The 25,029-nt window shown below is 66.7% G+C and carries 16 protein-coding genes; 11 read left to right on the plus strand and 5 right to left on the minus strand.

What is annotated here, in order from left to right:
- Positions 1 to 25: 25 nt before the first annotated feature.
- From BAY15_RS12010 to BAY15_RS12025, 4 genes are read left to right on the plus strand one after another with little or no spacing between them, the layout of a single operon-like run.
- Positions 26 to 1,393 (plus strand): FAD-dependent oxidoreductase, encoded by a 1,368-nt coding sequence (locus BAY15_RS12010; protein ID WP_068852900.1) that lies wholly within the window; start codon positions 26 to 28, stop codon positions 1,391 to 1,393.
- Positions 1,393 to 2,832, plus strand: coding sequence for an exodeoxyribonuclease I (gene sbcB, locus BAY15_RS12015; RefSeq protein ID WP_068852902.1), 1,440 nt, complete (start codon positions 1,393 to 1,395; stop codon positions 2,830 to 2,832). Before BAY15_RS12010 ends, sbcB begins: the two co-directional genes overlap by 1 nt.
- The gene (locus BAY15_RS12020) at positions 2,829 to 3,515 is read left to right on the plus strand and encodes a DUF2461 domain-containing protein (RefSeq protein WP_068852905.1); all 687 of its coding nucleotides are present in this window, start codon (positions 2,829 to 2,831) and stop codon (positions 3,513 to 3,515) included. The genes sbcB and BAY15_RS12020 overlap by 4 nt, the downstream gene beginning before the upstream one ends.
- Positions 3,516 to 3,558: 43 nt before the next feature.
- On the plus strand, positions 3,559 to 4,098 hold the full coding sequence (locus BAY15_RS12025) for a DUF2939 domain-containing protein (RefSeq protein WP_068852907.1): 540 nt from the start codon (positions 3,559 to 3,561) through the stop codon (positions 4,096 to 4,098).
- A 79-nt stretch (positions 4,099 to 4,177) separates the two neighbouring features.
- Here BAY15_RS12025 and BAY15_RS12030 read toward each other — a convergent pair whose 3' ends face one another.
- From BAY15_RS12030 to BAY15_RS12040, 3 genes are all read right to left on the minus strand, one after another.
- Positions 4,178 to 5,122, minus strand: coding sequence for a 5'-nucleotidase (locus BAY15_RS12030; protein ID WP_068852910.1), 945 nt, complete (start codon positions 5,120 to 5,122; stop codon positions 4,178 to 4,180).
- Positions 5,123 to 5,138: 16 nt separating this feature from the next.
- Entirely contained in the window at positions 5,139 to 5,912 is a 774-nt protein-coding gene (locus BAY15_RS12035) for an NAD kinase (RefSeq protein WP_068852913.1), read from the minus strand.
- Between the two features lie 317 nt (positions 5,913 to 6,229).
- Entirely contained in the window at positions 6,230 to 11,206 is a 4,977-nt protein-coding gene (locus tag BAY15_RS12040) for an NAD-glutamate dehydrogenase (protein WP_068852916.1), read from the minus strand.
- Between the two features lie 246 nt (positions 11,207 to 11,452).
- On the opposite strand from BAY15_RS12040, the gene BAY15_RS12045 reads away from it, so the two are divergent.
- From BAY15_RS12045 to BAY15_RS12055, 3 genes are read left to right on the plus strand one after another with little or no spacing between them, the layout of a single operon-like run.
- A complete protein-coding gene (locus BAY15_RS12045) occupies positions 11,453 to 12,037 on the plus strand; it encodes a TetR/AcrR family transcriptional regulator C-terminal domain-containing protein (protein ID WP_237334360.1) in 585 nt (194 codons plus the stop codon).
- On the plus strand, positions 12,037 to 13,329 hold the full coding sequence (locus BAY15_RS12050; RefSeq protein ID WP_068852922.1) for an efflux RND transporter periplasmic adaptor subunit: 1,293 nt from the start codon (positions 12,037 to 12,039) through the stop codon (positions 13,327 to 13,329). The genes BAY15_RS12045 and BAY15_RS12050 overlap by 1 nt, the downstream gene beginning before the upstream one ends.
- Positions 13,330 to 13,343: 14 nt before the next feature.
- Complete coding sequence (locus BAY15_RS12055) at positions 13,344 to 16,514, plus strand: multidrug efflux RND transporter permease subunit (RefSeq protein WP_068852926.1); 3,171 nt, start codon at positions 13,344 to 13,346, stop codon at positions 16,512 to 16,514.
- A 590-nt stretch (positions 16,515 to 17,104) separates the two neighbouring features.
- Here BAY15_RS12055 and BAY15_RS12060 read toward each other — a convergent pair.
- On the minus strand, positions 17,105 to 18,223 hold the full coding sequence (locus BAY15_RS12060; protein WP_428999301.1) for an acyl-CoA dehydrogenase family protein: 1,119 nt from the start codon (positions 18,221 to 18,223) through the stop codon (positions 17,105 to 17,107).
- Between the two features lie 176 nt (positions 18,224 to 18,399).
- On the opposite strand from BAY15_RS12060, the gene BAY15_RS12065 reads away from it, so the two are divergent.
- The 4 genes from BAY15_RS12065 to BAY15_RS12080 are packed head-to-tail and all read left to right on the plus strand — an operon-like array spanning position 18,400 to position 24,298.
- Positions 18,400 to 19,329, plus strand: a complete 930-nt coding sequence (locus tag BAY15_RS12065; protein ID WP_068852932.1) for an ArsR/SmtB family transcription factor — start codon at positions 18,400 to 18,402, stop codon at positions 19,327 to 19,329.
- A gap of 12 nt (positions 19,330 to 19,341) precedes the next feature.
- Positions 19,342 to 20,430 carry a homocysteine S-methyltransferase family protein gene (locus BAY15_RS12070; RefSeq protein WP_068852935.1) on the plus strand — a complete coding sequence of 363 codons (1,089 nt, stop codon included), beginning with the start codon at positions 19,342 to 19,344 and terminating at the stop codon, positions 20,428 to 20,430.
- Complete coding sequence (gene metH, locus BAY15_RS12075) at positions 20,427 to 23,114, plus strand: methionine synthase (RefSeq protein WP_068852938.1); 2,688 nt, start codon at positions 20,427 to 20,429, stop codon at positions 23,112 to 23,114. The genes BAY15_RS12070 and metH overlap by 4 nt, the downstream gene beginning before the upstream one ends.
- On the plus strand, positions 23,111 to 24,298 hold the full coding sequence (locus tag BAY15_RS12080) for an MFS transporter (protein ID WP_068852941.1): 1,188 nt from the start codon (positions 23,111 to 23,113) through the stop codon (positions 24,296 to 24,298). The genes metH and BAY15_RS12080 overlap by 4 nt, the downstream gene beginning before the upstream one ends.
- Before the next feature lie 14 nt (positions 24,299 to 24,312).
- Here the strand turns inward: BAY15_RS12080 and BAY15_RS12085 are convergent, their stop codons facing one another.
- Positions 24,313 to 25,020, minus strand: coding sequence for a DUF2058 domain-containing protein (locus BAY15_RS12085; protein ID WP_068852944.1), 708 nt, complete (start codon positions 25,018 to 25,020; stop codon positions 24,313 to 24,315).
- Positions 25,021 to 25,029: the final 9 nt, after the last annotated feature.

The following is a 25,029-nucleotide window of genomic DNA, read 5'->3' on the forward strand; positions in this document are numbered from 1 at the left end:
TCCCCCACCCCTGCGCGGAACCGCCTTGATCGCTACCCCCCATCGCTCCCTGAGCATCATCGGCGCAGGCCTGGCCGGCTCCCTGCTGGCCATCCTGCTGTCCCGCCAGGGCTGGCGGATCACCCTGTACGAACGCCGCGGCGATCCGCGCGTCGCCGATTACGAGTCCGGCCGCTCGATCAACCTGGCCCTGGCCGAACGCGGCCGAAATGCGCTGCGCCAGGCCGGGGTCGAAGACGCGGTGATGGCCAAGGCGGTGATGATGCGCGGCCGCATGGTGCACCCGCGCCAGGGCGCGCCGCAGCTGCAGCGCTATGGCCGCGACGACAGCGAAGTGATCTGGTCCATCCACCGCAAGGACCTCAACACCACCCTGCTGCAGCTGGCCGAAGATGCGGGTGCGCAGGTGCACTTCCACCGCCGCCTGCACACCGTGGATTTCGATGCCGGCTATGCGCGCTTCATCGATGACCGCACCGACCATCCGCACGACATCCGCTTCGATACGCTGATCGGCGCCGACGGCGCCGGCTCTGCGCTGCGCGCGGCCATGAACCGCAAGCACCCGCTGGACGAGCGCATCGAGTTTCTCGACCACTCCTACAAGGAGCTGGAAATCCCGCCCACTGACGACGGCGGCTTCCGGATCGAGGCCAATGCCCTGCACATCTGGCCGCGCGGCAACTACATGTGCATCGCGCTGCCCAATGACGAAGGCACCTTCACCGTCACCCTGTTCCTGCCCAACGAAGGCAACCCCAGCTTCGCCACCACCAACAGCGGCGCCGAAGCCGAGGCGTTGTTCGCGCGCGATTTCCCCGATGCGCTGGCGCTGATTCCAAACCTGCGACGCGATTGGGAAGAACACCCGCCCGGCCTGCTCGGCACCCTGCACCTGCGCCAGTGGCACCTGCAGGGCCGTGCGGTGCTGCTCGGCGATGCCGCCCACGCCATGGTGCCGTTCCACGGCCAGGGCATGAACTGCGCGTTCGAGGACTGCGTGGCGCTGGCCCGCCACCTGCTGGAGCAGGATTCGCTGGCCCAGGCCTTCGCCGCCTTCGAAGCCGAGCGCAAGCCCAACGCCGAAGCGATCCAGCAGATGGCGCTGGAAAACTACCTGGAAATGCGCGACCGCGTGGCCGACCCGGCCTTCCTGCTGCAGCGCGAGCTGGAGCAGCAGCTGCAGGCGCGCTGGCCCACCCGCTTCGTGCCGCACTACACCATGGTGACCTTCCTGCACACGCCGTACGCGGTGGCGCTGGAACGCACCGAGCTGCAGCGGCGCATCCTGGAAACGGCCACCGCCGGCCACGACAGCCTGGAGCACATCGACTGGGCCGCGCTGGAACGCGTGGTGCACCAACAGCTGACCGTGCTGGAGGGCGCGCACTGATGGCCGACAGCTTCCTGTTCTACGACCTGGAAACCTTCGGCCAGGACGCGCGCCGCACCCGCGTGGCGCAGTTCGCCGCGATCCGCACCGACGCCGACCTGAACATGATCGACGCGCCAGTGAGCTTCTACGTGAAGCCGGCCGACGACCTGCTGCCCTCGCCGATTGCCACGCTGATCACCGGCATCACCCCGCAGCATGCGCTGGCCGAAGGGGTCAGCGAAGCGGAGGCGTTTTCGCGGATCAACGACCTGATGGCGCGCCCGGGCACCTGCACGCTGGGCTACAACACGCTGCGCTTCGACGACGAGTTCGTGCGCCACGGCCTGTTCCGCAATTTCTTCGATCCCTACGAACGCGAGTGGCGCAACGGCAACTCACGCTGGGACCTGCTGGACATGCTGCGGCTGGTGCACGCGCTGCGCCCGGACGGCATCGCCTGGCCGCAGCGCGAGGATGGCGCGACCTCGTTCAAGCTTGAGCACCTGGCGCTGGCCAACGATGTACGCCAGGGCGACGCGCACGAGGCACTGTCCGACGTGCACGCCACCATCGGCATGGCGCGTCTCTTCAAGCAGGCCCAACCCCGGCTGTGGGAGTACGCCCTGAAGCTGCGCGACAAGCGCTTCGTCGGCAGCCTGCTTGACGTGGACACGATGCAGCCGGTGCTGCACATCTCCATGCGCTACCCGGCCCAGCGCATGTGCGCCGCGCCGGTGATGCCGATCGCGCGCCACCCGTACATCAACAACCGGGTCATCGCGCTGGACCTGGAAGGCGACATCGATGGGTTGCTGACCCTGCCGGCCGAAACGCTGGCCGCGCGCCTCTACACGCGCGCCGCCGACCTGGCCGAGGGCGAACAGCGCGTACCGCTCAAGGAAGTGCACTTGAACAAGGTGCCCGCGCTGGTGGCCTGGAACCACCTGCGCCCGGCCGACCATGCCCGGCTGGGCATCGACGTGGCCACGGTGGACGCCAATGCCGCGCGCGTGCGCGAGGCCGGCCCGGCGCTGGTCGAGAAGGTGCGGCAGGTGTACGGCGGCGAGCGCGTGGCCACGGTCAGCGATGTGGATGCCTCGCTGTACGACGGCTTCCTGGCCGACGGCGACAAGGCGCTGATGTCCCGCCTGCGCACCAGCCCGCCGGCCGAGCTGGCCGGTTTCGCCGAGCGGCTGAAAGACCCGCGCATGCCGGAGCTGCTGTTCCGCTACCGCGCGCGCAACCACCCGCAGACGCTGGATGCCGGCGAACGCGGGCGCTGGAACGACTACCGGCGGCAGCGCCTGCTCGGCGATGCCGGGCTGGGCGAGCAGACCCTGCCCGACTTCCGCGCGCAGCTGGACACGCTGGCGCTGGAGCATGCCGCCGACCCGGCCAAACTTGCCCTGTTGCAGCACCTGCGCGACTGGGGCACCGATCTGGAGCAGAGCCTGTGAGCACCTATTTCACTCCCGCCAGCTTCACCTTCCTGCGTGGGCTGGCGCGCAACAACGACAAGACCTGGTTCAACGCGCACAAGCCGAAGTACGAGGAGCACGTGCGCCAGCCGTTCCTGCAGCTGATCAGCGACCTGCAGCCGGACCTGGCGGCGGTGAGCGGACACTTCCGTGCCGACCCGCGCGGCGTGGGCGGCTCGCTGTTCCGCATCTACCGTGATGCGCGCTTCTCCAACGACAAGTCGCCGTACAAGACCTGGCAGGGCGCGCGGCTGTTCCATGAGCGGCGCAAGCAGGTACCGGCGCCGTCGTTCTACATCCACCTGCAACCGGGCGGGTGCTTCGTTGGCGCTGGCCTGTGGCATCCCGAGCCGGCCACCCAGCGCAAGGTGCGCCATTTCATCGTGGACAACCCCGGCGCGTGGAAGGCCGCCGCGCATGCGCCGGCGCTGCGGAAGAAGTTCGATTTCGACGAAAGCGAGAAGCTGGTGCGGGCACCGCGTGGGTTCGAGCCGGATTTCGAGTTCATCGACGACCTGAAGCATCGCAACTGGGTGTTCTGGCGCTCGCTGGATGATGCGACCATGACCGGGCCGAAGCTTCGGCAGACGCTGGCGAAGGATCTGGTGGCGTTGGGGCCGTTCGTGGACTATCTGTGTGCTGCGTTGGATCTGGAGTTTTGAGCACTCTACCCCGCCTTGACGTGGGCTGCGGCAAGCTGGCGGCATGAAAAAGGTGCTTCTTCTGCTGGGGCTTGTCGTGGTGCTGCTGGCAGGCTGGCTGGTCAGCGGGCCCTATTTGACCCTGCGCGGGCTGGCCGGGGCGATCGAGCAGCGCGATACCTCCCAGCTGGACCGCTACGTGGACTTCCCGATGCTGCGCGCCAACCTGCGCGCGCAGCTGGATGATTACGTGGTGCGCCGGGCCGGGCCGGACGTGCAGTCCAACCTGGTCGGCGCGCTGCTGCTGACCGCCGGGCAGAAGCTCAGCGGCACGGCGGTGGATGCGATGGTCACACCGACCGGGATCGGGGCGTTGATGGAAGGCCATACGCTCTGGAAGCGGGCCAGCAATGACCTGGAGAGCAATGACGCCTACGCGGCGCCACGTGCGGCGCGGCCGCTGGAGGGCGCTACGCACCGGTTCGAGTCCACGTCACGATTCACCGCCACCACCCATACGGCGCAGGGCGCGCCGGTGGTGTTCGTGCTGCAGCGGCAGGGGTTGCGCTGGAAATTGGTCAATATCGAGCTGCCGCTCGATTAGTCGGTGTCACGACCAACGGTCGTGACCTACCCATGTATCCGCCCGACCGGTAGGTCACGACCGTTGGTCGTGACCGCCGTCAATCGTTGGCCACGCCGTGCGGTACATGGCCGGCGGCCACGCTGAGGTGCTGGCGGGCGCTGTCGATGTTGTGCTGCGAATCGTCGAAGAAGATGTCCGCGCCGAACGCTTCCAGGAACGGGCCCTTGTGGCGGCCGCCCAGGAACAGCGCTTCGTCCAGGCGCACGCCCCATTCGCGCAACGTGCGGATCACCCGCTCATGGGCCGGGGCCGAGCGCGCGGTCACCAGCGCGGTCCGGATCGGCGCATCCTCGCCCGACGGGAACACGGCCTGCAGGGTGTGCAGCGCCGACAGGAAGTTGCGGAACGGACCGCCACTGAGCGGCTCGCGGGCGTTTTCGCGCTCGTGCCGGCCAAACGCTTCCACGCCCTGCTCGCGCGAGATGCGCTCGCTTTCATCGCCGAAGATCACCGCGTCACCATCGAAGGCGATGCGCAGCTGGCCCAGCGGCTGGCTCATGTCGACCGGTTCGGCCGCCGCCAGGGTCTCGCCGTGCGGCTTGGGCAGGATCGTGGCCGCGGCGATGCCATGCCGCAGCGCACGCCGCACCGATTCCGGGTTGGCCGACAGGAACAGATCGGTCCCGAACGGCTTCACGTACGGCCAGGTCGGCTCGCCCGCGGTGAAGGTGGCGCGGATGATGCCCAAGTCGTAATGCTGGATGGAATTGAAGATGCGCAGACCGGTATCGGCGGAATTGCGCGACAGCAGGATGACCTCCACCCGCGGCGATTCCGGCGACTGGCCCTGGTTGAGGGCCAGCAGCTTGCGCACCACCGGGAACGCCACGCCGGGGCGCAGCACATCGTCCTCGTGCTTGCGCTGGTACTCGGCATAGGCGTCCACGCCTTCGGCCTCGAACAGCGCGTGACCCTCTTCCAGGTCGAACAGCGCGCGCGAGGTCACGGCAACGGTCAGCAAACGGGGGGTGTTGTCGCCCATGGCGGTCAAAAATCCTTCAAAACATGAACTGTTCGCTGAGGATCCGGTCTTCCAGGTTGTGTTCCGGATCGAACAGCAGGGTCACCCGGCGCTCGCGCGACTCGCGGATGGTCACTTCGACCACGTCGCGGGTCTCGTGCGAATCGGCGGTCACGCTGACCGGGCGCTTGTAGGGGTCGAGTACGCGGAAGCGCACTTCGGTATCGGCCTTCAGGATCGCGCCACGCCAGCGACGCGGCCGGTACGGCGCCAGCGGGGTCAGTGCGATGGTGTGAGAGCCCAGCGGCAGGATCGGGCCGTGTGCGGAGTAATTGTAGGCGGTGCTGCCGGCCGGGGTCGCCACCAGCACCCCATCGCCGATCAGCTCGGCCACCCGCTCCTGGCCGTTGAGGTCGACCCCGATGTGCGCGGCCTGGCGGGTCTGCCGCAGCAGCGACACGTCGTTATAGGCCAGCGAGCCGGTGGTGGTGCCCGATTCGGTCAGCGCCAGCATTTCCAGCGGGCGCAGGTTGGCCGGTTCGGCACGGGCGATGCGCGCCTGGATGTCGTCCTCGGCCCTGTACTGGTTCATCAGGAAGCCCACGGTGCCCAGCTTCATGCCGAATACCGGCAGGCCAAGATGCCCATGCCGGTGCAGGGTCTGCAGCATGAAACCGTCGCCGCCCAGGGGACACAGCACCTCGGCAGCGTCCGGCGCGTGGTCGCCATAGCGTGCCACCGCGGCCGCGCGGGCCGACTGGGCCGCCTCGGTGTTGCTGGCAAGGAACGCGATGCGGGGGGTGTCGGTCATAAAAGATCCACCGGAGATACCCGCGAAGCATACCGGTTCGTGCAGGTGATCGGCCGCCTTCGGCGTTCCCAGGGCCGGCCAACGGCCGGCGCTACCGAAACGCGTCCGGAGCCCACGTGGATTTATCCAGATCCCCATGGGCCCTCAGCAATTCGTAGCCCCGGCCGTTGGCCGGACACCGCGCGCAGCGCGGCCCAAGCCTCCGAACCCGGATACCCAAGCCCGCAACAAACGTCCCGACGTTCAAACCGGATCGAAGCGCCAACAAAAAGGCCCCGCCAATGGCGGGGCCTTTTGCTTTCACGCATCAGCGCAGGTTACGCGCCGTGCGCTGCCAGCTGGCCCAGGCGCTGTACCGCCACCGAGACCGTCGGGTAGTCGAGCGTCTTCTGCTCGGCCAGCTCCTGCAGCATCGACAGGGTGAAGCGCAGGCTGCCGTCGTCACGGCCGATCCAGGCCGCGACCTTGGCTTCGGCACTGCCCCCCTTCATCGACAACACCTGGGCGGCCAGGTTGCGGTGGTGGGCGGCCAGCTCGTCGCGCAGCACGCCACGGGCCACGGCGTGCCAGCGGCCGTTGACCTCCAGCGCGTCGATCTGCTCGAACAGCCACGGCAGCTGCAGCGCGTCGCCCAGGCGGAAGTGGACCTTGGACACGTCCACCGGCTTGAGCTTGCGGGTACGCGCCAGTTCGATGATGTCGAACGCCGGTTCCAGGAACTGCAACTCGGACAGCTGCTGTGCCAGTGCCGGCGGCAGGCCCTTCTCCTTCCACTCCTGCACGCTGGCTTCATACGCCGGGCGCTGTGCGTCCGGCAGCACGCCCGAGGCGACACGGATGTCGTTGAACGGGGCCTGGTAGCGGTTCACCGCCTCGGTGATGCCCGGCATCGCGCCGGGGCGGAACAGCAGCCAGCGCACGAACGAACGCTGCAGCTTCCAGATCACTTCCAGCGCATCGATCTGCACCGACTCCGGCAGGGTGCCGTCCAGCGCATCGATCTGCGCCCACAGGGCACGCGCATCCAGCGTTTCACGGCTGATGGTGTAGGCCTTGGCGACCTCGGCGATGGTGCGGCCGGTGTCTTCCTGCATGCGCATCAGGAACGTGGCGCCCATGCGGTTGATGGTCTGGTTGGTCACGGCCGTGGCGATGATCTCGCGCTTCAGGCGGTGACGCTCCATCGCATCGGCATACTTCTTCTGCAGCGGCGTCGGGAAGTAACGCAGCAGTTCCTTGGACAGGTACGGGTCTTCCGGGATGTCCGATTCCAGCAGCTGCTGGAACGCCACCAGCTTGGAATACGACAGCAGCACCGACAGCTCCGGACGGGTCAGGCCCTGGCCACGCGCCTTGCGTGCCGAGAGCTCGGCATCGGTCGGCAGGAACTCGATCTGGCGATCCAGCAGGCCCTGCTTTTCCAGCGTGCGGATGAAGTGCTGCTTGGAACCCAGGCGCTTGACCGCCATCCGCTCCATCAGGCTCAGGGCCTGGTTCTGGCGGTAGTTGTCATTGAGCACCAGGTCGGCCACTTCGTCGGTCATCGACGCCAGCAGCTTGTTGCGTGCGTCGACGGTCAGCTTCTTGGCCCGCACCACATCGTTGAGCAGGATCTTGATGTTGACTTCGTGGTCGGAGGTATCCACGCCGGCCGAGTTGTCGATGAAGTCGGTGTTGAGCAGCACGCCAGCCTGGGCAGCTTCGATGCGGCCCAGCTGGGTCATGCCCAGGTTGCCGCCCTCGCCCACCACCTTGCAGCGCAGCTCACCACCGTTGACGCGCAGCGCGTTGTTGGCGCGGTCGCCGACGTCGCTGTGCTGCTCGGTGGCGGCCTTGACGTAGGTGCCGATGCCGCCGTTCCACAGCAGGTCCACCGGCGCCTTGAGGATGGCGCTCATCAGGTCGTTGGGCGACAGCGCCTTGACGTTGTCGTCCAGGCCCAGCGCCTCACGCACCTGCGGGGTGATCTCGATCGACTTCAGCGTGCGCGGGTAAATACCGCCGCCCTTGCTGATCAGCTTCGCATCGTAGTCGGCCCAGCTGGAACGCGGCACGGTGAACATGCGCTCCCGCTCGACGAACGAGGTCGCCGCGTCCGGGTTCGGATCCAGGAAAATGTGGCGGTGGTCGAACGCGGCCAGCAGGCGGATGTGGCGCGACAGCAGCATGCCGTTGCCGAACACGTCGCCGGACATGTCGCCGACACCCACGGTGGTGAAGTCCTGGGTCTGGCTGTCACGGCCCAGCGCACGGAAGTGGCGCTTGACCGACTCCCACGCGCCACGCGCGGTGATGCCCATGCCCTTGTGGTCGTAACCGACCGAACCACCGGAAGCGAACGCATCGCCCATCCAGAAGCCGTGGTCGATGGCCAGCCCGTTGGCGATGTCGGAGAAGGTCGCGGTGCCCTTGTCGGCAGCCACCACCAGGTACGGGTCGTCCATGTCGTGGCGGACCACGTCCACCGGCGGCACGATCTTGTTGTTGACGATGTTGTCGGTGATGTCCAGCAGGCCCTGGATGAACAGCTTGTAGCAGGCCACGCCGTTGGCGAACACCGCATCGCGGTCACCGCTGGCCGGCGGGGTCTTGGCGAAGAATCCGCCCTTGGCACCGACCGGCACGATCACCGTGTTCTTGACCATCTGCGCCTTGACCAGGCCCAGCACTTCGGTGCGGAAGTCTTCGCGACGGTCCGACCAGCGCAGGCCGCCACGGGCAACCGCCCCGAAGCGCAGGTGGGTACCTTCCACGCGCGGGCCGTACACGAAGATTTCGCGATACGGGCGCGGCTTGGGCAGGTCCGGCACCAGCGCCGAATCGAACTTGAAGCTGATCACGTGGCCCGGGCGGCCCTGTGCATCGGTCTGGTAGTAGCTGGTGCGCAGGGTGGCGTCGATCACGCCCATGAAGCTGCGCAGGATGCGGTCTTCGTCGAGGCTGGAGACGCGGTCCATCAGCTTGACCAGCGCGTCGCGCGCCGCGTCCATCTGCGCCTTGCGGTCGCCCTTGCGGGCATCGACCACGGTCTTGATGACCTTCAGGGTGGCTTCGTCGCCACCGGCCAGCACGGTCAGGTGCGCGCGCAGGTCGGCCTGGCCATCGGCGATGGCGACCTTGTCCTCATGCCCGGTGGCCGGGTCGAAGCGGGCTTCGAACAGCTCCACCAGCAGGCGGGCCAGCAGCGGGTAACGGGTGAAGGTGGCTTCGACGTAGGCCTGCGAGAACGGCACGCCGGTCTGCAGCAGGTACTTGCAGTAACCGCGCAGCATCGCAACCTGGCGCCAATGCAGGCCAGCGGCCAGCACCAGGCGGTTGAAGCCGTCGTTCTCGGCATCGCCGTGCCAGACGCGGGCAAAGGTTTCACCGAAGGCGGCATCGGCGGCAGCAGCGTCGATCGCGCCGGCCAGCGATTCCACTTCGAAGTCCTGCACGTACACCGGGGCGTTGTCCACGCTCAGGCGGTACGGGCGCTCGGCGATCACGCGCAGGCCCATGTTTTCCATCATCGGCAGCGCGTCCGACAGCGGAATGTCATCCAGCTGGCGGTACAGCTTCAGGCGCAGGCCATCGCCTTCTTCGCGGTGCACGGCCTGCAGGCTCAGGCGCAGGTCGTCCGGGCCGGTCAGCGCGTCGAGCTGGCTGACGTCGTTGGCCGCGATTTCGGTGCTGGAGTCTTCGATGTAACCGGCCGGCAGTGCCTTGCCGATGCGGGCGGCAATGCGCAGGCCTTCGCTTTCACCATGGCGGGCCACCAGCGCTTCGCGCAGGTCGTCCTGCCAGTTGCGCAGCACCTGGGCCAGCTTCTGTTCCAGTGCGCTGGTATCCACTTCCAGGGTCTGGCCAGCCTTCGGGCGTACGATCAGGTGCACCTGGGCCAGCGGCGATTCGCCCAGCACCACCGAGCTGTCCACGTATTCGCCCTGCAGCGCGTCCTTGAGCATCGCCTCGATGCGCAGGCGCACGTCGGTGTTGAAACGCTCGCGCGGCAGGTACACCAGCGCGGAGATGAAGCGGCTGTACTTGTCACGGCGCAGGAACAGGCGGCTGCGCACGCGCTCCTGCAGGCCCAGCACGCCGATGGCGGTGCGGTACAGCTCTTCCTCGCTGGACTGGAACAGCTCTTCGCGCGGCAGGGTTTCCAGGATGTGGCGCAGTGCCTTGCCGCTGTGGCTGGCCGGGGCCAGGCCCGACTTGCTCATCACGTATTCGTGGCGCTGGCGCACCAGCGGGATTTCCCACGGGCGGCGGTTGTAGGCGCTGGAGGTGAACAGGCCCAGGAAGCGCTGCTCGCCGATGATCTTGCCCTTGGCGTCGAATTCCAACACGCCGATGTAATCCATGTAGCCGGCGCGGTGCACGCGCGAACGCGCATTGGTCTTGGTCAGGATCAGCGCGTCCTTCAACCCGGTGGTGGCGTTGAGGCCCTGTGCGGCCAAGGTCTTGACCGGGCGTGCAGCGGACTTGTCCTTGCCGCGCATCAGGCCCAGGCCGGTGTCGTTCAACGGCGCCAGCACGTCTTCCTTGCCCTGCTTCTCCACGCGGTATTCGCGGTAACCGAAGAAGGTGAAGTGGTTTTCGGCGGCCCAGCGCAGGAACGCCTGGGCTTCGGCGCGCGAGGCGTCGTCGACCGGCAGCTGGCGGGTGCCGAGGTCGTCGGCCAGGGCCAGCGCCTTGCTGCGCATGGCCTCCCAGTCGCCGACGATGGCGCGCACTTCATCCAGCGCCTTGACGATGGCCTGTTCGACATCGGCCATGGCGTCGGCCGGCTGGCGGTCGATTTCCAGCAGCATCACCGATTCGGCGGTGCCTTCGCCCACGGTCGACAGCTTGCCGGCCTTGTCGCGGGTGAAACGGATCACCGGGTGGCCCAGCACGTGCACGCCCACGCCATGTTCGGCCAGGGTCATGGTCACGGTGTCGACCAGGAACGGCATGTCGTCGTTGACGATCTGCAGCACGGTGTGGGCAGATTCCCAGCCGTTGGCCTTCAGGGTCGGGTTGAACACGCGCACGTTGGCCTTGCCGGCCTTGCGCACGCGGGCGAATTCGAGGGTGTCGCCGGCCAGTGCGGCCCATTCTTCAGCGGTGTGGTGCGGGAACTCGTCCGCTTCCATGCGCTTGTAGAAGTCTGCGGCGAACGCCACTGCCTCGGCCTGCCCGGCCGCCGGGTAACGCTTGCGCAAGGCCGTGTACACCGGTTCCAGCGAGAAGCCCACTGGTGAAACAGTCTGCGTATCGGCTGGTTTGGTCGTTTTTTTCACGGTCTTGGCTGCTGTTTTTTGCGGTTTCATGGCAGAGCGGTGCGTGTTGCCCAGTTGGAAAGATGAAATTGTAGCCCTACCGCATGAAAAGGCCTTGCTGCAGGACGGAATAAGGTTTTTCAGTTGGGTGGCGTTTACATCGCATGCCAGTACCAAACACAACGCTTCTCCAATTCTGAACTGGACGGTATAGTCCACCGCGTGAACTCCCCCGCCCCTGCCGCCGCCTTGCTGGACGCGCGCGATCATCGCGTGTTCGATGCCGTGCGCGATCTGATGGCCACCCAGGGCATGCAGCTGAGCATGGAGTCGGTGGCCCAGCAGGCCGGATGTTCCAAGCAGACCCTCTACAGCCGCTACGGCAGCAAGCAGGAACTGCTGCGCCGGGTGCTGCAGCGGCACCTGTGCCGGGCCACGGCCGGGCTTCGGGCACTGGAAGGCGATGACCTGCGCGGCTGCCTGCTGCAGTTCGCCTTCGACTACCTGGACCACTTCAATGAGCCGCACGTGGTCCAGACCCGCCGGCTGATCGCCGGAGAGGCGGCCCGTTTTCCCGATGAGGCACGTTCCTTGTATCGGGATGGGGCGGAGGCGTTGACTTTTCACCTTGCTGAATGGATCCAACATCGCATCCAGGAGTCGCTTCTGCGCCATGACGACCCGCACTTCATGGCTGAACTGCTATTGAGCATGATCGCGGGACAGGATTTCGAGAAGCAGCGCTTTCACACCCCCCATCGTGCCGACGCGTCACAGCGGCGCCGGTGGGCCGAATTTTCCGTGGACAGTTTCCTGCGCGCGTTCGCTGCGCCCGAGGCGATCCGCTTACCGCATTCAAACCAACACCGGAGTTTCTCCTGATGATCGCCCCACTCCGCACCCTCGCCCTGACGTGCGCTGTCGCCGTTGCGTTGACCGCCTGCAAGAAGCCGGAACAACAGACGCCCCCGCCGCCGGAAGTGGGCGTGATCGAAGCCAAGGCCGATACGCTGCCGCTGCAGCGTGAGCTGGTGGGCCGCCTGTCGCCGTACCGCAGCGCCGACGTGCGCGCCCGCGTGCCGGGCGTGCTGCTCAAGCGCGTCTACCAGGAAGGCCAGGACGTCAAACAGGGGCAGGTGCTGTTCCTGATCGACCCGGCGCCGCTGCAGGCCGCATTGAATGCATCGCAGGCTGAGCTCGCGTCGGCCCAGGCCACCTATGCCAATGCCAAGGCCGCCGCCGCGCGCGCCCGCTCGCTGGCCCCCAAGCAGTTCGTCTCCAAGTCCGACCTGGACGCCGCCGAAGCCACCGAGCGCACCGCCGCCGCCGCCGTGCAGCAGGCGCAGGCCTCGCTGGCCAATGCGAAGATCAACCTCGGCTACGCCCAGGTCACCTCGCCCATCGCCGGCCGCGCCGGCAAGCAGCAGGTCACCGAAGGCGCGCTGGTCGGCCAGAGCGACATTACCCTGCTGACCACCGTGGACCAGCTGGACCCGCTGTTCGTCAACTTCTCGATGAGCTCCGACGAGCTGACCCAGCTGCGCCGTGCGCAAGCCGCCGGCGCGGTGTCGCTGAGCGGCGATGGCAAGTCGACCGTGCAGGTGAAGCTGTCCGACGGCACGATGTACGACCAGCCGGGCACGCTGGATTACTCCTCGGCCGTGGTCGACCCGTCCACCGGCGCGGTGACCCTGCGCGCGGTACTGCCCAACCCGCAGCAGATCCTGCTGCCGGGCGCCTTCGTCAGCTTCCAGGCCGTACTGGGTGAGCGCAAAAATGCGTTCCTCGTCCCGCTGCAGGCCCTGCAGCGCGACACCACCGGCGGCTTCGTGATGGTGGTCGGCAAGGATGGCAAGGTGGTGCGCAAGAACGTGGTCACCGAAGGCCAGCAGGGCAGCAACTGGCTGGTCAGCAGCGGCATCGAACCGGGCGACCAGGTGATCGTGGCTGGCGTGCAGAAGGTCAAGGAAGGCTCGCCGGCCTCGGCCAAGCCTTGGACCCCGACCGCCGCCAACGGACCTGGCGCAGCGCCTGCGGGTGCTGCACCGGCAGCGGGTGCCGCACCGGCTGCGGGCGCCCCCGCTGCCGCGGGCACCGCGCCGACCGATGCCGCCGCTGATCCGGCCGCCAAGCCCTCCGATGGCGCTCCGGCTGCCGAACCGACCAAGCAATAACGGGACCTTCCGTCATGCCTAAATTTTTCATTGAACACCCGGTATTCGCCTGGGTGGTCGCGATCCTGATCTCGCTTGCGGGCGTGATCTCGATCCTGGGTCTGGGCGTGGAGTCCTACCCGAGCATCGCACCGCCCCAGGTGACGGTGAGCGCCACCTACCCCGGCGCCAGCGCCGACACCACCGAAAAGTCGGTCACCCAGGTGATCGAGCAGCAGCTGACCGGTATCGATCACCTGCTGTACTTCAGCTCCTCGTCGGCCTCCAACGGCCGCGCGACCATCACCCTGACCTTCGAAACCGGTACCGACGCGGACATCGCCCAGGTGCAGGTGCAGAACAAGGTGTCGCTGGCCACGCCGCGCCTGCCCACCGAAGTGACCCAGCAGGGCGTGGTGGTGGCCAAGGCCAACGCCGGCTTCCTGATGGTGGTGGCGCTGCAGTCGGACAGCGAAGCGATCACCCGCGATGCGCTCAACGACATCGTGGGTTCGCGCGTGCTCGACCAGATCTCGCGCATTCCCGGCGTGGGCAGCACCCAGCAGTTCGGTTCCGAATACGCCATGAACATCTGGCTGAACCCGGAACGCATGCAGGGCTACAACCTCTCGGCCACCCAGGTGCTGGCGGCGATCAAGGCCCAGAACGTGCAGTTCGCGGCCGGTTCGCTGGGCGCCGATCCGTCGCCGGCAGGCCACTATTTCACCGCCACGGTATCGGCGGAGGGCCGCTTCAGCTCGCCTGACCAGTTCGAGAACATCATCCTGCGGGCCAACGCGGACGGTTCGCGAGTGCTGCTCAAGGACGTGGCGCGCATCGCCTTCGGTGCCAACAACTACGGCTTCGATACCCAGTACAACGGCAAGCCGACCGGTGCCTTCGCGATCCAGCTGCTGCCGGGTGCCAACGCCCTGAACGTGGCCAACGCGGTCACCGCGAAGATGGATGAACTGGAATCCACCTTCCCGACCGGGGTCACCTGGTTCTCGCCGTACGACAGCACCACGTTCGTGAAGATCTCGATCGAGGAAGTGGTCAAGACCCTGATCGAAGCGATCGTGCTGGTCTTCCTGGTGATGCTGATCTTCCTGCAGAACTTCCGCGCCACCCTGATCCCCACGCTGGTCATCCCGGTGGCCCTGCTGGGCACCTTCCTGGGCATGAGCATCATCGGCTTCACCATCAACCAGCTGACCCTGTTTGCGATGGTGCTGGCGATCGGCATCGTGGTCGATGACGCCATCGTGGTCATCGAGAACGTCGAACGCATCATGACCGAGGAGAAGCTGCCGCCGAAGGCCGCCACCCAGAAGGCCATGACCCAGATCACCGGCGCGGTGGTGGCCATCACCGTGGTGCTGGCGGCGGTGTTCATTCCGTCGGCGCTGCAGGGCGGTGCCGCCGGTGAGATCTACAAGCAGTTCGCGCTGACCATCGCCATCGCGATGGCGTTCTCGGCGTTCCTGGCGCTGGGCTTCACCCCGGCGCTGTGCGCGACCTTCCTGAAGGCCACGCACGGTGAACCGAACGTGGTCTACCGCACCTTCAACAAGTACTACGACAAGGTCAGTGGCACCTACGTGGGCCACATCACCTCGGCGGTGAAGCATGCGCCGCGCTGGATGATCCTGTTCGTGGTGCTTACCGTGCTGTGCGGCTTCCTGTTCACCCGCATGCCGGGCAGCTTCCTGCCGGAAGAAGACCAGGGCTATGCGCTGGCGATCGTGCAGCTGCCGCCGGGCTCGACCAAGGCGCAGACCAATGCGACCTTCGCGCAGATGCGCGGCATCCTGGAAAAGCAGGATGGCTTCGAAGGCATGCTGCAGGTGGCCGGTTTCAGCTTCGTCGGCTCGGGCGAAAACGTGGGCATGGGCTTCATCCGGCTCAAGCCGTGGGCGGACCGTGACATCACGGTGCCCGAGTTCATCCAGAACATGAACGGCGCGTTCTACGGCATCAAGGAGGCGCAGATCTTCGTGGTCAACCTGCCAACGGTGCAGGGCCTGGGCCAGTTCGGCGGCTTCGACATGTGGCTGCAGGACCGCGGCGGTGCCGGCTTCGAACAGCTGACGCAGGCGCGCAACATCCTGCTGGGCAAGGCGGCCGAGGAGAAGGAACTGCTCACCGGCGTGCGCCCGAACGGGCTGGAAAACGCGCCGCAGCTGCAGCTCCACGTGGACCGCGTGCAGGCGCAGACGATGGGCCTGTCGGTGTCGGACGTGTACAGCACCATCCAGCTGATGCTGGCGCCGGTATACGTGAACGACTTCTTCTACCAGGGCCGCATCAAGCGCGTGACCATGCAGGCCGATGGTCCGTTCCGCACCGGTGCGGAGTCGTTGAACAGCTTCTACACGCCCAGCTCGCTGCAGACCAACGCCGACGGTACGCCGGCGATGATTCCGCTGAGCACGGTGGTGAAGTCCGAATGGGTGTCCGCCCCGCCGTCGCTGAGCCGCTACAACGGCTATTCGGCGATCAACATCGTCGGTTCGCAGGCACCGGGCAAGAGCTCGGGCGAAGCGATGCAGGCGATGGAGCGGATCGTGCAGGATGACCTGCCGGCGGGCTTCGGCTACGACTGGTCGGGCATGTCCTACCAGGAAATCCTGGCGGGCAACGCGGCCACGCTGCTGCTGGTGCTGTCGATCGTGGTGGTGTTCCTGTGCCTTGCGGCGCTGTATGAAAGCTGGTCGATCCCGGTGGCGGTGCTGCTGGTGGTACCGCTGGGCGTGCTGGGTGCGCTGTCGTTCTCGCTCGCCCGTGGCCTGCCCAACGATCTGTACTTCAAGATCGGCCTGATCACGGTGATCGGCCTGGCGGCGAAGAACGCGATCCTGATCGTGGAGTTCGCGGTGGAGCAGCGCGCAGCAGGCAAGAACCTGCGCGAGGCGACCATCGAAGCCTCGCGCCTGCGCTTCCGGCCGATCCTGATGACCTCGTTCGCGTTCATCATGGGCGTGATCCCGATGGCGATCTCCACCGGTGCCGGCGCCAACGCGCGTCACGCCATCGGTACGGGCGTGATCGGCGGCATGGTGTTCGCCACCTTCCTGGGCCTGCTGATGATCCCGGTGTTCTTCGTGGTGGTCCGCCGCATGCTGGGCGACAAGCTCGACGAACCGTCCAAGGAGTTCCTGGAACGCCAGGGCGAAGCCACCGCAGCGCATCGTCCGGATCGTTGATCTCGCAATAGGTGACCACCGTTGGTGGTCACCCTGAAACGCAGAAGGCCCCGGAGCGATCCGGGGCCTTTTTTTTCTGCAATTGCACCGCTTTCCGTGTCGCCGGGCGCTGCCCGGCTGCTGATGCATTTGTGCGAACAGCCTGTGGCTGAGACGATCTCTGGCTAGGCGGGTCGGTGTCACGGGAAAAGCCGGTGTGCCGGCGATGCCGGCACCTGCTTCGATCAGTTCAATGCGTTATCGAACGTGGAAATCTTCACGGCGGTTGTTTGGGAACCAACCCTACCGCGCCCTGTGCTTTTTCCTTGGCCTCCTGCCTACCTTCAAAGGCGAGCCGGGGCGGGTTTGCGGGGGCTTTGCGAAACATGGATGTTTCGCAAGAGCCTCCAGGGACGGATTCACGGCGCCCCCCGCAAACCCGCACCGGCTCGCCAACTCCGGCAAACCGGTGCCCAACGGCTGTTCGCCCAGATGCATGAAGCTACCGGGCGCAGCCCGGTACCCAGGTACACCATGCAATCAGACACCCCAAAAGCAATCGGGGCCCCAATAGGACCCCGATGCTTTGGTCTGTACAGCGAGAAGCCGCCTCAGCGCAGGCCGGTTTCGTTGCGGGCGATGACCAGGCGCTGGATTTCCGAGGTGCCTTCGTAGATCTCGGTGATCTTGGCATCACGGAAGTAACGCTCCAGCGGCATTTCCTTGGAGTAACCCATGCCGCCGTGGATCTGCACGGCCTGGTGGGTGATCCACATCGCCGCTTCCGAAGCGGTCAGCTTGGCGATGGCCGCTTCGTTGCTGAAACGCTTGCCCTGGCCCTTCACCCATGCCGCGCGCAGGGTCAGCAGCAGCGCTGCATCCAGCTTGCACTTCATGTCGGCGATCTTGGCCTGGGTCATCTGGAACGTACCGATCGCCGCGCCAAAGGCCTTGCGGTCCTTCACGTATTCGATCGTGGCCTCATAGGCCGCACGTGCGATGCCGATCGCCTGTGACGCGATGCCGATGCGGCCGGCGTCCAGCACGCCCATCGCGATCTTGAAGCCCTCGCCTTCCTTGCCCACCACGTCTTCAGCCGCCGCCACGTAATCCTGGAACTCGATCTCGCAGGTGGCCGAGGCGCGGATGCCGAGCTTCGGCTCGGTCTTGCCGCGGTGGAAGCCGGCCTTGTCGGTGTCGATCATGAACGCAGTGATGCCACGCGCACCCTGCTCCGGGTCGGTCATGGCAAACAGCACGATGTACTTGGCCACCGGACCGGAGGTGATCCAGCTCTTCTTGCCGTTGATCACATAGGTGCCGTCGGCCTGCCTGACCGCGCGGCAACGCATGGCCGTGGCGTCCGAACCCGACTGCGGCTCGGTCAGCGCGAACGCGCCGATGGCCTCGCCCTCGGCGATGGCGCGCACGTACTTCTGCTTCTGGGCCTCGCTGCCGTGGGTCAGGATGCCGTTGCAGAACAGCGAGTTGTTGACCGACATGATGGTCGAATGCGCGGCGTCGCCGGCGGCAACCTCCACCATCGCCAGCACGTAGGCAATCGGGTCCATGCCCGCGCCGCCGTACTCGGCCGGCACTTCGATGCCCATCAGGCCGTTTTCGCCCAGCAGGCGGATGTTGTCCAGCGGGAACTCGCCGGTACGGTCATGGTGCTCGGCGCTCGGCGCGATCTTTTCCTGCGCGATGCGGCGCGCAACGTCCTGCAGCATCAGCTGCTCTTCGGTGAAACTGAAATCCACGAAACCCTCCCAGGAACATGTCGATATGGCCGCGCCGGGCGCGTCCAGGTGCGGCGATTGTACCGGGGGCCACCCAATCCGGGCTGACTTGACCGCGAAGGCGCCAAAGGACGAAAATATCTCTATATCGCGATAGGTAGATATTTATGGATCTCGAGGACTGGTCGGTCCGGCTGAAGGTGTTCGCCGACGCCACCCGCGTGCGCCTGCTGGCGCTGCTGGAGCAGGAAGAACTCACCGTGGCCGAGCTGTCGGCCATCACCACCCTGGCCCAGCCGCGGGTGTCGACCCACCTGGCCCGCCTCAAGGAAGCCGGCCTGGTGCGCGACCGGCGCGCAGGCGTGTCGGCGTACTACCGCTTTGACGATGCCGCGCTGGACCCGGCCCAACGCGCATTGTGGCACGCCCTGAGCACCGGCAGCGACGACCCGCTGCTGCGCCAGGATGCTGAACGCGTGGCCAGCGTGCTGGCCAGCCGCGCCGCCGACCAGAACTGGGCCGACAGCGTGGCCGGCGACATGGAACGCCATTACTCGCCCGGCCGCACCTGGGAAGCGCTGGCGCGCACCGCGCTGCCGCTGCTGGAAACCGGGGACGTGCTCGATATCGCCTCCGGCGATGGCGTGCTGGCGGAACTGGTGGCCCCGCATGCCAAGCGCTACGTCTGCATCGACACCAGCGCCCGCGTCGTGGCCGCCGCCAGCGAACGCCTGCGCCGCCTGGCCAACGTGGAAGTGCGCGAGGGCGACATGCATGCCCTGCCCTTCAAGGACCGCAGCTTCGACCTGGTGGTGCTGATGCATGCACTGACCTACGCCGCCAAGCCGGCCCAGGCCGTGGCCGAAGGCGCGCGCGTGCTGCGCTCTGGTGGCCGCCTGCTGCTCTGCAGCCTGGCCCGCCACGAGCACAAGGCCGCCGTCGAGGCCTATGGCCACGTCAACCTGGGTTTCTCGGACAAGGAACTGCGCAAATTCGCCGAGAAGGCCGGCCTGGTGGTCTCCAGCCTGGAAACGGTGACCCGCGAAAAGCGTCCGCCGCATTTTGAAGTCATTTCGCTGATTGCCAGCAAGCCCTGAGGTTTCCCCGCGATGTCCCTGCCCTGGCTGCACCCCGATCGTGTCCGCGCCCTCGAAGACGCGCTGGCCCAGCGCATCCTGATCATCGACGGTGCGATGGGCACCATGATCCAGCGGCACGGGCTGGAGGAAGGCGATTACCGCGGGGAACGCTTCGCCGGTGGCTTCGACCACCAGCACGGCGCCGGCTGCGACCACGGCACGCCGGAAGGCCACGACCTCAAGGGCAACAACGACCTGCTGCTGCTGACCCGCCCCGAGGTCATTGCCGGCATCCACACCGCCTACCTGGAAGCCGGTGCTGACCTGATCGAAACCAACACCTTCAATGCCACCTCGGTGAGCCAGGCCGACTACCACCTGGAACACCTGGTGTACGAGTTGAACAAGGCCGGCGCTGCCGTCGCGCGCGCCTGCTGCGATGCGGCCGAAGCCAACAGCCCGGATAAACCGCGTTTCGTCATCGGGGTGCTGGGGCCGACCAGCCGTACCGCCTCGATCAGCCCCGACGTGAACGATCCCGGTTTCCGCAACACCAGCTTCGATGCGCTGCGCGAGACCTACCGCGAGGCCATCGACGGCCTGATCGACGGCGGCGCCGACACCCTGATGGTGGAAACCATCTTCGACACGCTCAATGCCAAGGCCGCGCTGTTCGCCATCGAAGAAGCCTTCGATGCGCGCGGCGCGCGCCTGCCGATCATGATCTCCGGCACCATCACCGATGCCTCCGGGCGCACCCTCTCGGGCCAGACCGCCGATGCCTTCCATGCGTCGCTCGCCCACGCTCGCCCTCTGTCGATCGGCCTGAACTGCGCGCTCGGCGCCGACGCGATGCGACCGCACGTGGAAACCCTGGGCCAGGTGGCCGACTGTTACGTCAGCGCCCATCCCAACGCCGGGCTGCCCAACGCCTTCGGTGAGTACGACGAGACCCCGGACGAAATGGCCGCCACCCTGCGCGGTTTCGCCGAGGACGGCCTGCTCAACCTGGTGGGTGGCTGCTGCGGCTCCACCCCCGACCACATCCGTGCCATCGCCCAGGCCGTGGCCGGCCTGCGGCCGCGCGCACTGCCCGGCGCGCAGGAGCAGGCGGCATGAACGCCCCTACCCGCAACACCCGGCTGTCCGGGCTGGAACCGCTGGTCATCACCCCGGACCTGTTGTTCGTCAACATCGGCGAGCGCACCAACGTCACCGGCAGCGCGCAGTTCCGCAAGCTGGTCAAGGAAGAACGCTACGAAGAAGCGGTGGAAGTGGCCCGCCAGCAGGTCGCCAGCGGCGCGCAGATCCTGGATGTCAACATGGACGAGGGCCTGATCGATTCCGAGAAAGCGATCACCCGCTATCTCAACCTGATCATGTCCGAGCCGGATATCGCGCGCATCCCGGTGATGGTCGATTCGTCCAAGTGGAGCGTGATCGAAGCCGGGCTGAAGTGCCTGCAGGGCAAGAGCGTGGTCAATTCGATCTCGCTCAAGGAAGGCGAAGCGCAGTTCATCGAGCACGCGCGCAAGGTGCTGCGCTACGGTGCGGCCGCGGTGGTGATGGCCTTCGACGAGCAGGGCCAGGCCGATACCTGCGCGCGCAAGGTGGAAATCTGCACCCGTGCCTACCGGATCCTGGTCGACCAGGTCGGCTTCCCGCCCCAGGACATCATCTTCGACCCGAACATCTTCGCCGTGGCCACCGGCATCGAAGAGCACGACAGCTACGCGGTGGACTTCATCGAAGCCACCCGCATCATCAAGCGCACACTGCCGCATTGCCATGTGTCCGGTGGCGTGTCCAACGTGTCGTTCTCGTTCCGTGGCAACGAAACGGTGCGCCAGGCCATCCACGCGGTGTTCCTGTACCACGCCATCGCGGCGGGCATGGACATGGGCATCGTCAACGCCGGCGCCATGCCGATCTACGACGACCTGGATGCCGAACTGCGCGAGCGCGTGGAGGACGTGATCCTCAACCGCCGTCCGGATGGCACCGAACGCCTGCTCGAGATCGCCGAGCGCTACAAGGGCAGGAAGGGCGAGATCAAGGGCGAAGACCTGGCCTGGCGCGAAAAGCCGATCGACGCGCGCCTGGCGCATGCGCTGGTGCACGGCCTGGATGCCTGGGTCGAATCCGATACCGAGGAAGCACGGATCCGTTCCAGCCGCCCGCTGGACGTGATCGAAGGACCGCTGATGGACGGCATGAACGTGGTCGGCGACCTGTTCGGCGCCGGCAAGATGTTCCTGCCGCAGGTGGTCAAATCCGCGCGCGTGATGAAGAAGGCCGTGGCCTACCTGCTGCCCTTCATCGAAGCCGAAAAGGCGCGCAGCGGCGATACCGCCAGGAGCAACGGCAAGATCATCATGGCCACGGTGAAGGGTGATGTGCATGACATCGGCAAGAACATCGTCGGCGTGGTGCTGGCGTGCAACAACTTCGAGGTGATCGACCTCGGCGTGATGGTGCCGGCACAGAAGATCCTGGACGCGGCCCGCGCCGAGAACGCCGACATCATCGGCCTGTCCGGATTGATCACCCCGTCGTTGGAAGAAATGAGCCACGTGGCCCGCGAGATGGAACGGCAGGGCTTCACCCTGCCCTTGATGATCGGCGGCGCCACCACCTCGCGCGCGCACACCGCGCTGAAGATCGACCCGCATTACAAGGCGCCCACGGTGTGGGTGAAGGATGCTTCGCGGGCGGTGGGCGTGGCCCAGTCGCTGATCTCCAGCGAACTGCGCGAGGCCTTCGTGGCCGCCAACGAGGCCGACTACGCCGACATCCGCCAGCGCCACCGCAACCGCGGCGATGCCAAACGCCTGGTGACCCTGGCCAAGGCCCGCGCGCAGCGTTTCGATGGCAACTGGGCGCAGTACCAGCCGCCGGCCCCGCGCAGGCCGGGCCTGCACGTGCTGGATGACTACCCGCTGGCCGACCTGGTGGGGGTGATCGACTGGACCCCGTTCTTCCAGGCCTGGGAACTGGCCGGCAAGTACCCGGCCATCCTCACCGACGAGATCGTGGGCACCCAGGCCAGCGAGCTGTACCGCGATGCGCGCGCGATGCTCAAGCGCATCGTCGACGAGCGTTGGCTGACCGCCAAGGCGGTGTTCGGGCTGTGGCCGGCCAACAGCGTGGGCGACGATGTGCACCTGACCACCGAGGAGGGCCCGGCCGTACTGCACTTCCTGCGCCAGCAGGTGGACAAGCCGGTGGAGCGCCCGGACTTCTGCCTGGCCGATTTCATCGCACCGGCCGACAGCGGCCGCCAGGACTGGATCGGCGCGTTCGCGGTCACCGCCGGGATCGGCATCGACCCGCACGTGGCCCGCTTCGAGGCCGACCATGACGACTACAACGCGATCCTGCTCAAGGCGCTGGCCGACCGCCTGGCCGAAGCCCTGGCCGAGCGCCTGCACCAGCAGGTGCGCACCGATTACTGGGGCTACCAGCCGGACGAGGCACTGGACAACGACGCGTTGATTGCCGAGCAGTACAGCGGCATCCGCCCGGCGCCAGGCTACCCCGCCTGCCCCGAGCACAGCGAAAAAGCCACCCTGTTCCGCCTGCTCGATGCGGAAAACAACGCGGACATGCAGCTGACCGAGAGCTTTGCGATGCTGCCCACCGCGGCGGTATCCGGCTATTACTTCAGCCACCCGCAGAGCCAGTATTTCGTGGTCGGCCGGGTCACCCGCGAGCAGGTCGGCGATTACGCCAAACGCAAGGGCGTGGAACGCGCGCAGGTCGAACGCTGGCTGGCCTCCAACCTGGATTACGATCCGGAATGAACGCGGTTCCGGTCGCCCGCCTCTCCAGCTACTACCTGTTCTACTACGCGGCGCTCGGCGCATTCACCCCGTACTGGTCTCTGTTCCTGACCGCGCGCGGGATGAGCGTGACCGCGATCAGCGTCATGATGGGGATCTGGTATGCCACCCGCATCGTGGCGCCCACGACGTGGACCTCGATTGCCGCCGCCTCGCCGCACCCGATCCGCTGGCTGCGCGTGGGCAGCGTGCTGACCCTGCTCACCTTCTGCGCGTTCCTGCTGCCGCTGCCCCTGCCGTGGATGTACCCGGCCATGGTGGTGTTCTGCTTCTTCTACAACGCGGTGATGCCGCAGTTCGAATCGATCACCCTCACCCACCTGGGCAACGACAGCCACCGCTACGGGCTGATCCGGGTGTGGGGCTCGCTGGGCTTCATCGCGGTGGTGATGGGCTTTGGCTGGCTGATCGAAGGCAGCGGCGGAGCTGGGAAGGCGTACCTGCTGCCGTGGCTGATGCTGCCGCTGTTCGCGTTGCTGGTGGGCTCTGCGTTTGCCAACTACTACGCGCGCGATTTCCATCGCGCGGATGGCGATGCCAGCGGCTTCTGGCAGATCGTGCGCAAACCGCAGGTACTGGCGTTCTTCCTGGCCGCGTTCATGGAACAGCTGTCGTTCGGGCCGTACTACACATTCTTTTCGGTCTACATGGATCACCACGGCTATGCGACCTCCACGCTGGGGCTGCTGTGGACGATCGGCGTGGTGTTCGAGGTCGGCGTGTTCTTCACCATCGGCCGCTTCTTCCGCCGCTATGACGCCAGCTGGATGCTGCTGATCGCCCTGGTCAGCTCGACCCTGCGCTGGACGGTCACCGCACTGTTCCCGGACCACCTGGGGGTGATGCTGGTGGCGCAGACCGCGCATGCGCTGGGGTTTGCCGCCTTCTTCGCGGCGGCCATGCAGATGCTGGCGACCTACTTCCCGGGCCGGCTCAACGGGCACGGCCAAGGGCTGCTGTATGGCTTCTCGTCAGGCGTCGGCGGCGTGCTCGGCGCGTTGATCGCCGGCCAGCTGTGGAACGTCGACCAGGGCCGCACCGCATTCCTGGCCGGCGCGGGGTTTGCGTTCGCCGGTGCACTGCTGTGCTTCTTCGCGATCAGCCTGCCGCTGTTGCGGCGAGGGAACACGACAGACCGCCGATAGGCTTCGTGCCCATTTTACCAGACCAGGTCGTCAGGCACCTGGTAGGCCGGATCGGCGTACGGATCGTCTTCGGCCGGGGCGTTGGGGTCCACGCGCAGTGCCACGGCCGGGGCGAAGATCGCTTCGGCTTCGTCCAGCACCGCTGCGGTCACCAGCAGGTAGCGGCCGGTGCTCTGCAGCACGCCCAGTTCGCCGGCGTTGAGCTGGCGCAGCTGCTCGGCGGTGACATAGATCCGCTTGATCTTGCCGCCATACGGGAAGTGCCGCGCGATGTCGGCCGCTTCATCGTTTAGCGCCTTGTCCTTGAGCAGCTCGTCGAGCTTGACCTTGGCTTCGCGGCGCACGCGCGCCTCTTCCTGCTTCACCCGCTCGGCTTCGATCCGGTCGTCTTTTTCCTTCTGCGCGCGGATCGCGTAGGCCTTGGCCAGGTCGATGTCCTCGCGCGAGCGCGGCTTGCCCTGGCCGGGGTTCTGGCCCTGGCCGGGACGTGCGTTGCCGCCGGGGCGACCCTTGCCCTGGGGGCCACGACGGGCATCGCCCTCGCGCGGCGGGCGCTGGCCATCGCGCGGCCCACGGGCGCCCTCACCGGCCTTGGCCTGCGGTCGGGCACCCTGCGGCGCGTTGGAGGGCCGGCCATCGCGGCGGGCGTCGGGCTTGCGTTCGGGCTTGGGCGCGGCTTTGAAGCCAAGGCCCAGCAGCTGGTCGCGGAGGGTATCGCTCATGACGTTGGG

Origin of the sequence: Stenotrophomonas rhizophila (genome assembly GCF_001704155.1) — a bacterium.
Taxonomy (GTDB): domain Bacteria; phylum Pseudomonadota; class Gammaproteobacteria; order Xanthomonadales; family Xanthomonadaceae; genus Stenotrophomonas; species Stenotrophomonas rhizophila_A.

Excerpts from the sequence above, each read along its gene's own strand:
- BAY15_RS12065 (WP_068852932.1), top strand. The coding sequence starts at position 18,400 with ATGGATCTCGAGGACTGGTCGGTCCGGCTGAAGGTGTTCGCCGACGCC.
- BAY15_RS12045 (WP_237334360.1), top strand. The coding sequence starts at position 11,453 with ATGGCCACCCAGGGCATGCAGCTGAGCATGGAGTCGGTGGCCCAGCAG.
- BAY15_RS12040 (WP_068852916.1), bottom strand. The coding sequence starts at position 11,206 with ATGAAACCGCAAAAAACAGCAGCCAAGACCGTGAAAAAAACGACCAAA.
- BAY15_RS12080 (WP_068852941.1), top strand. The coding sequence starts at position 23,111 with ATGAACGCGGTTCCGGTCGCCCGCCTCTCCAGCTACTACCTGTTCTAC.
- sbcB (WP_068852902.1), top strand. The coding sequence starts at position 1,393 with ATGGCCGACAGCTTCCTGTTCTACGACCTGGAAACCTTCGGCCAGGAC.
- BAY15_RS12060 (WP_428999301.1), bottom strand. The coding sequence starts at position 18,223 with ATGCTGCAGGACGTTGCGCGCCGCATCGCGCAGGAAAAGATCGCGCCG.
- BAY15_RS12085 (WP_068852944.1), bottom strand. The coding sequence starts at position 25,020 with ATGAGCGATACCCTCCGCGACCAGCTGCTGGGCCTTGGCTTCAAAGCC.
- BAY15_RS12050 (WP_068852922.1), top strand. The coding sequence starts at position 12,037 with ATGATCGCCCCACTCCGCACCCTCGCCCTGACGTGCGCTGTCGCCGTT.
- BAY15_RS12055 (WP_068852926.1), top strand. The coding sequence starts at position 13,344 with ATGCCTAAATTTTTCATTGAACACCCGGTATTCGCCTGGGTGGTCGCG.
- BAY15_RS12035 (WP_068852913.1), bottom strand. The coding sequence starts at position 5,912 with ATGACCGACACCCCCCGCATCGCGTTCCTTGCCAGCAACACCGAGGCG.
- BAY15_RS12025 (WP_068852907.1), top strand. The coding sequence starts at position 3,559 with ATGAAAAAGGTGCTTCTTCTGCTGGGGCTTGTCGTGGTGCTGCTGGCA.
- BAY15_RS12030 (WP_068852910.1), bottom strand. The coding sequence starts at position 5,122 with ATGGGCGACAACACCCCCCGTTTGCTGACCGTTGCCGTGACCTCGCGC.
- metH (WP_068852938.1), top strand. The coding sequence starts at position 20,427 with ATGAACGCCCCTACCCGCAACACCCGGCTGTCCGGGCTGGAACCGCTG.
- BAY15_RS12070 (WP_068852935.1), top strand. The coding sequence starts at position 19,342 with ATGTCCCTGCCCTGGCTGCACCCCGATCGTGTCCGCGCCCTCGAAGAC.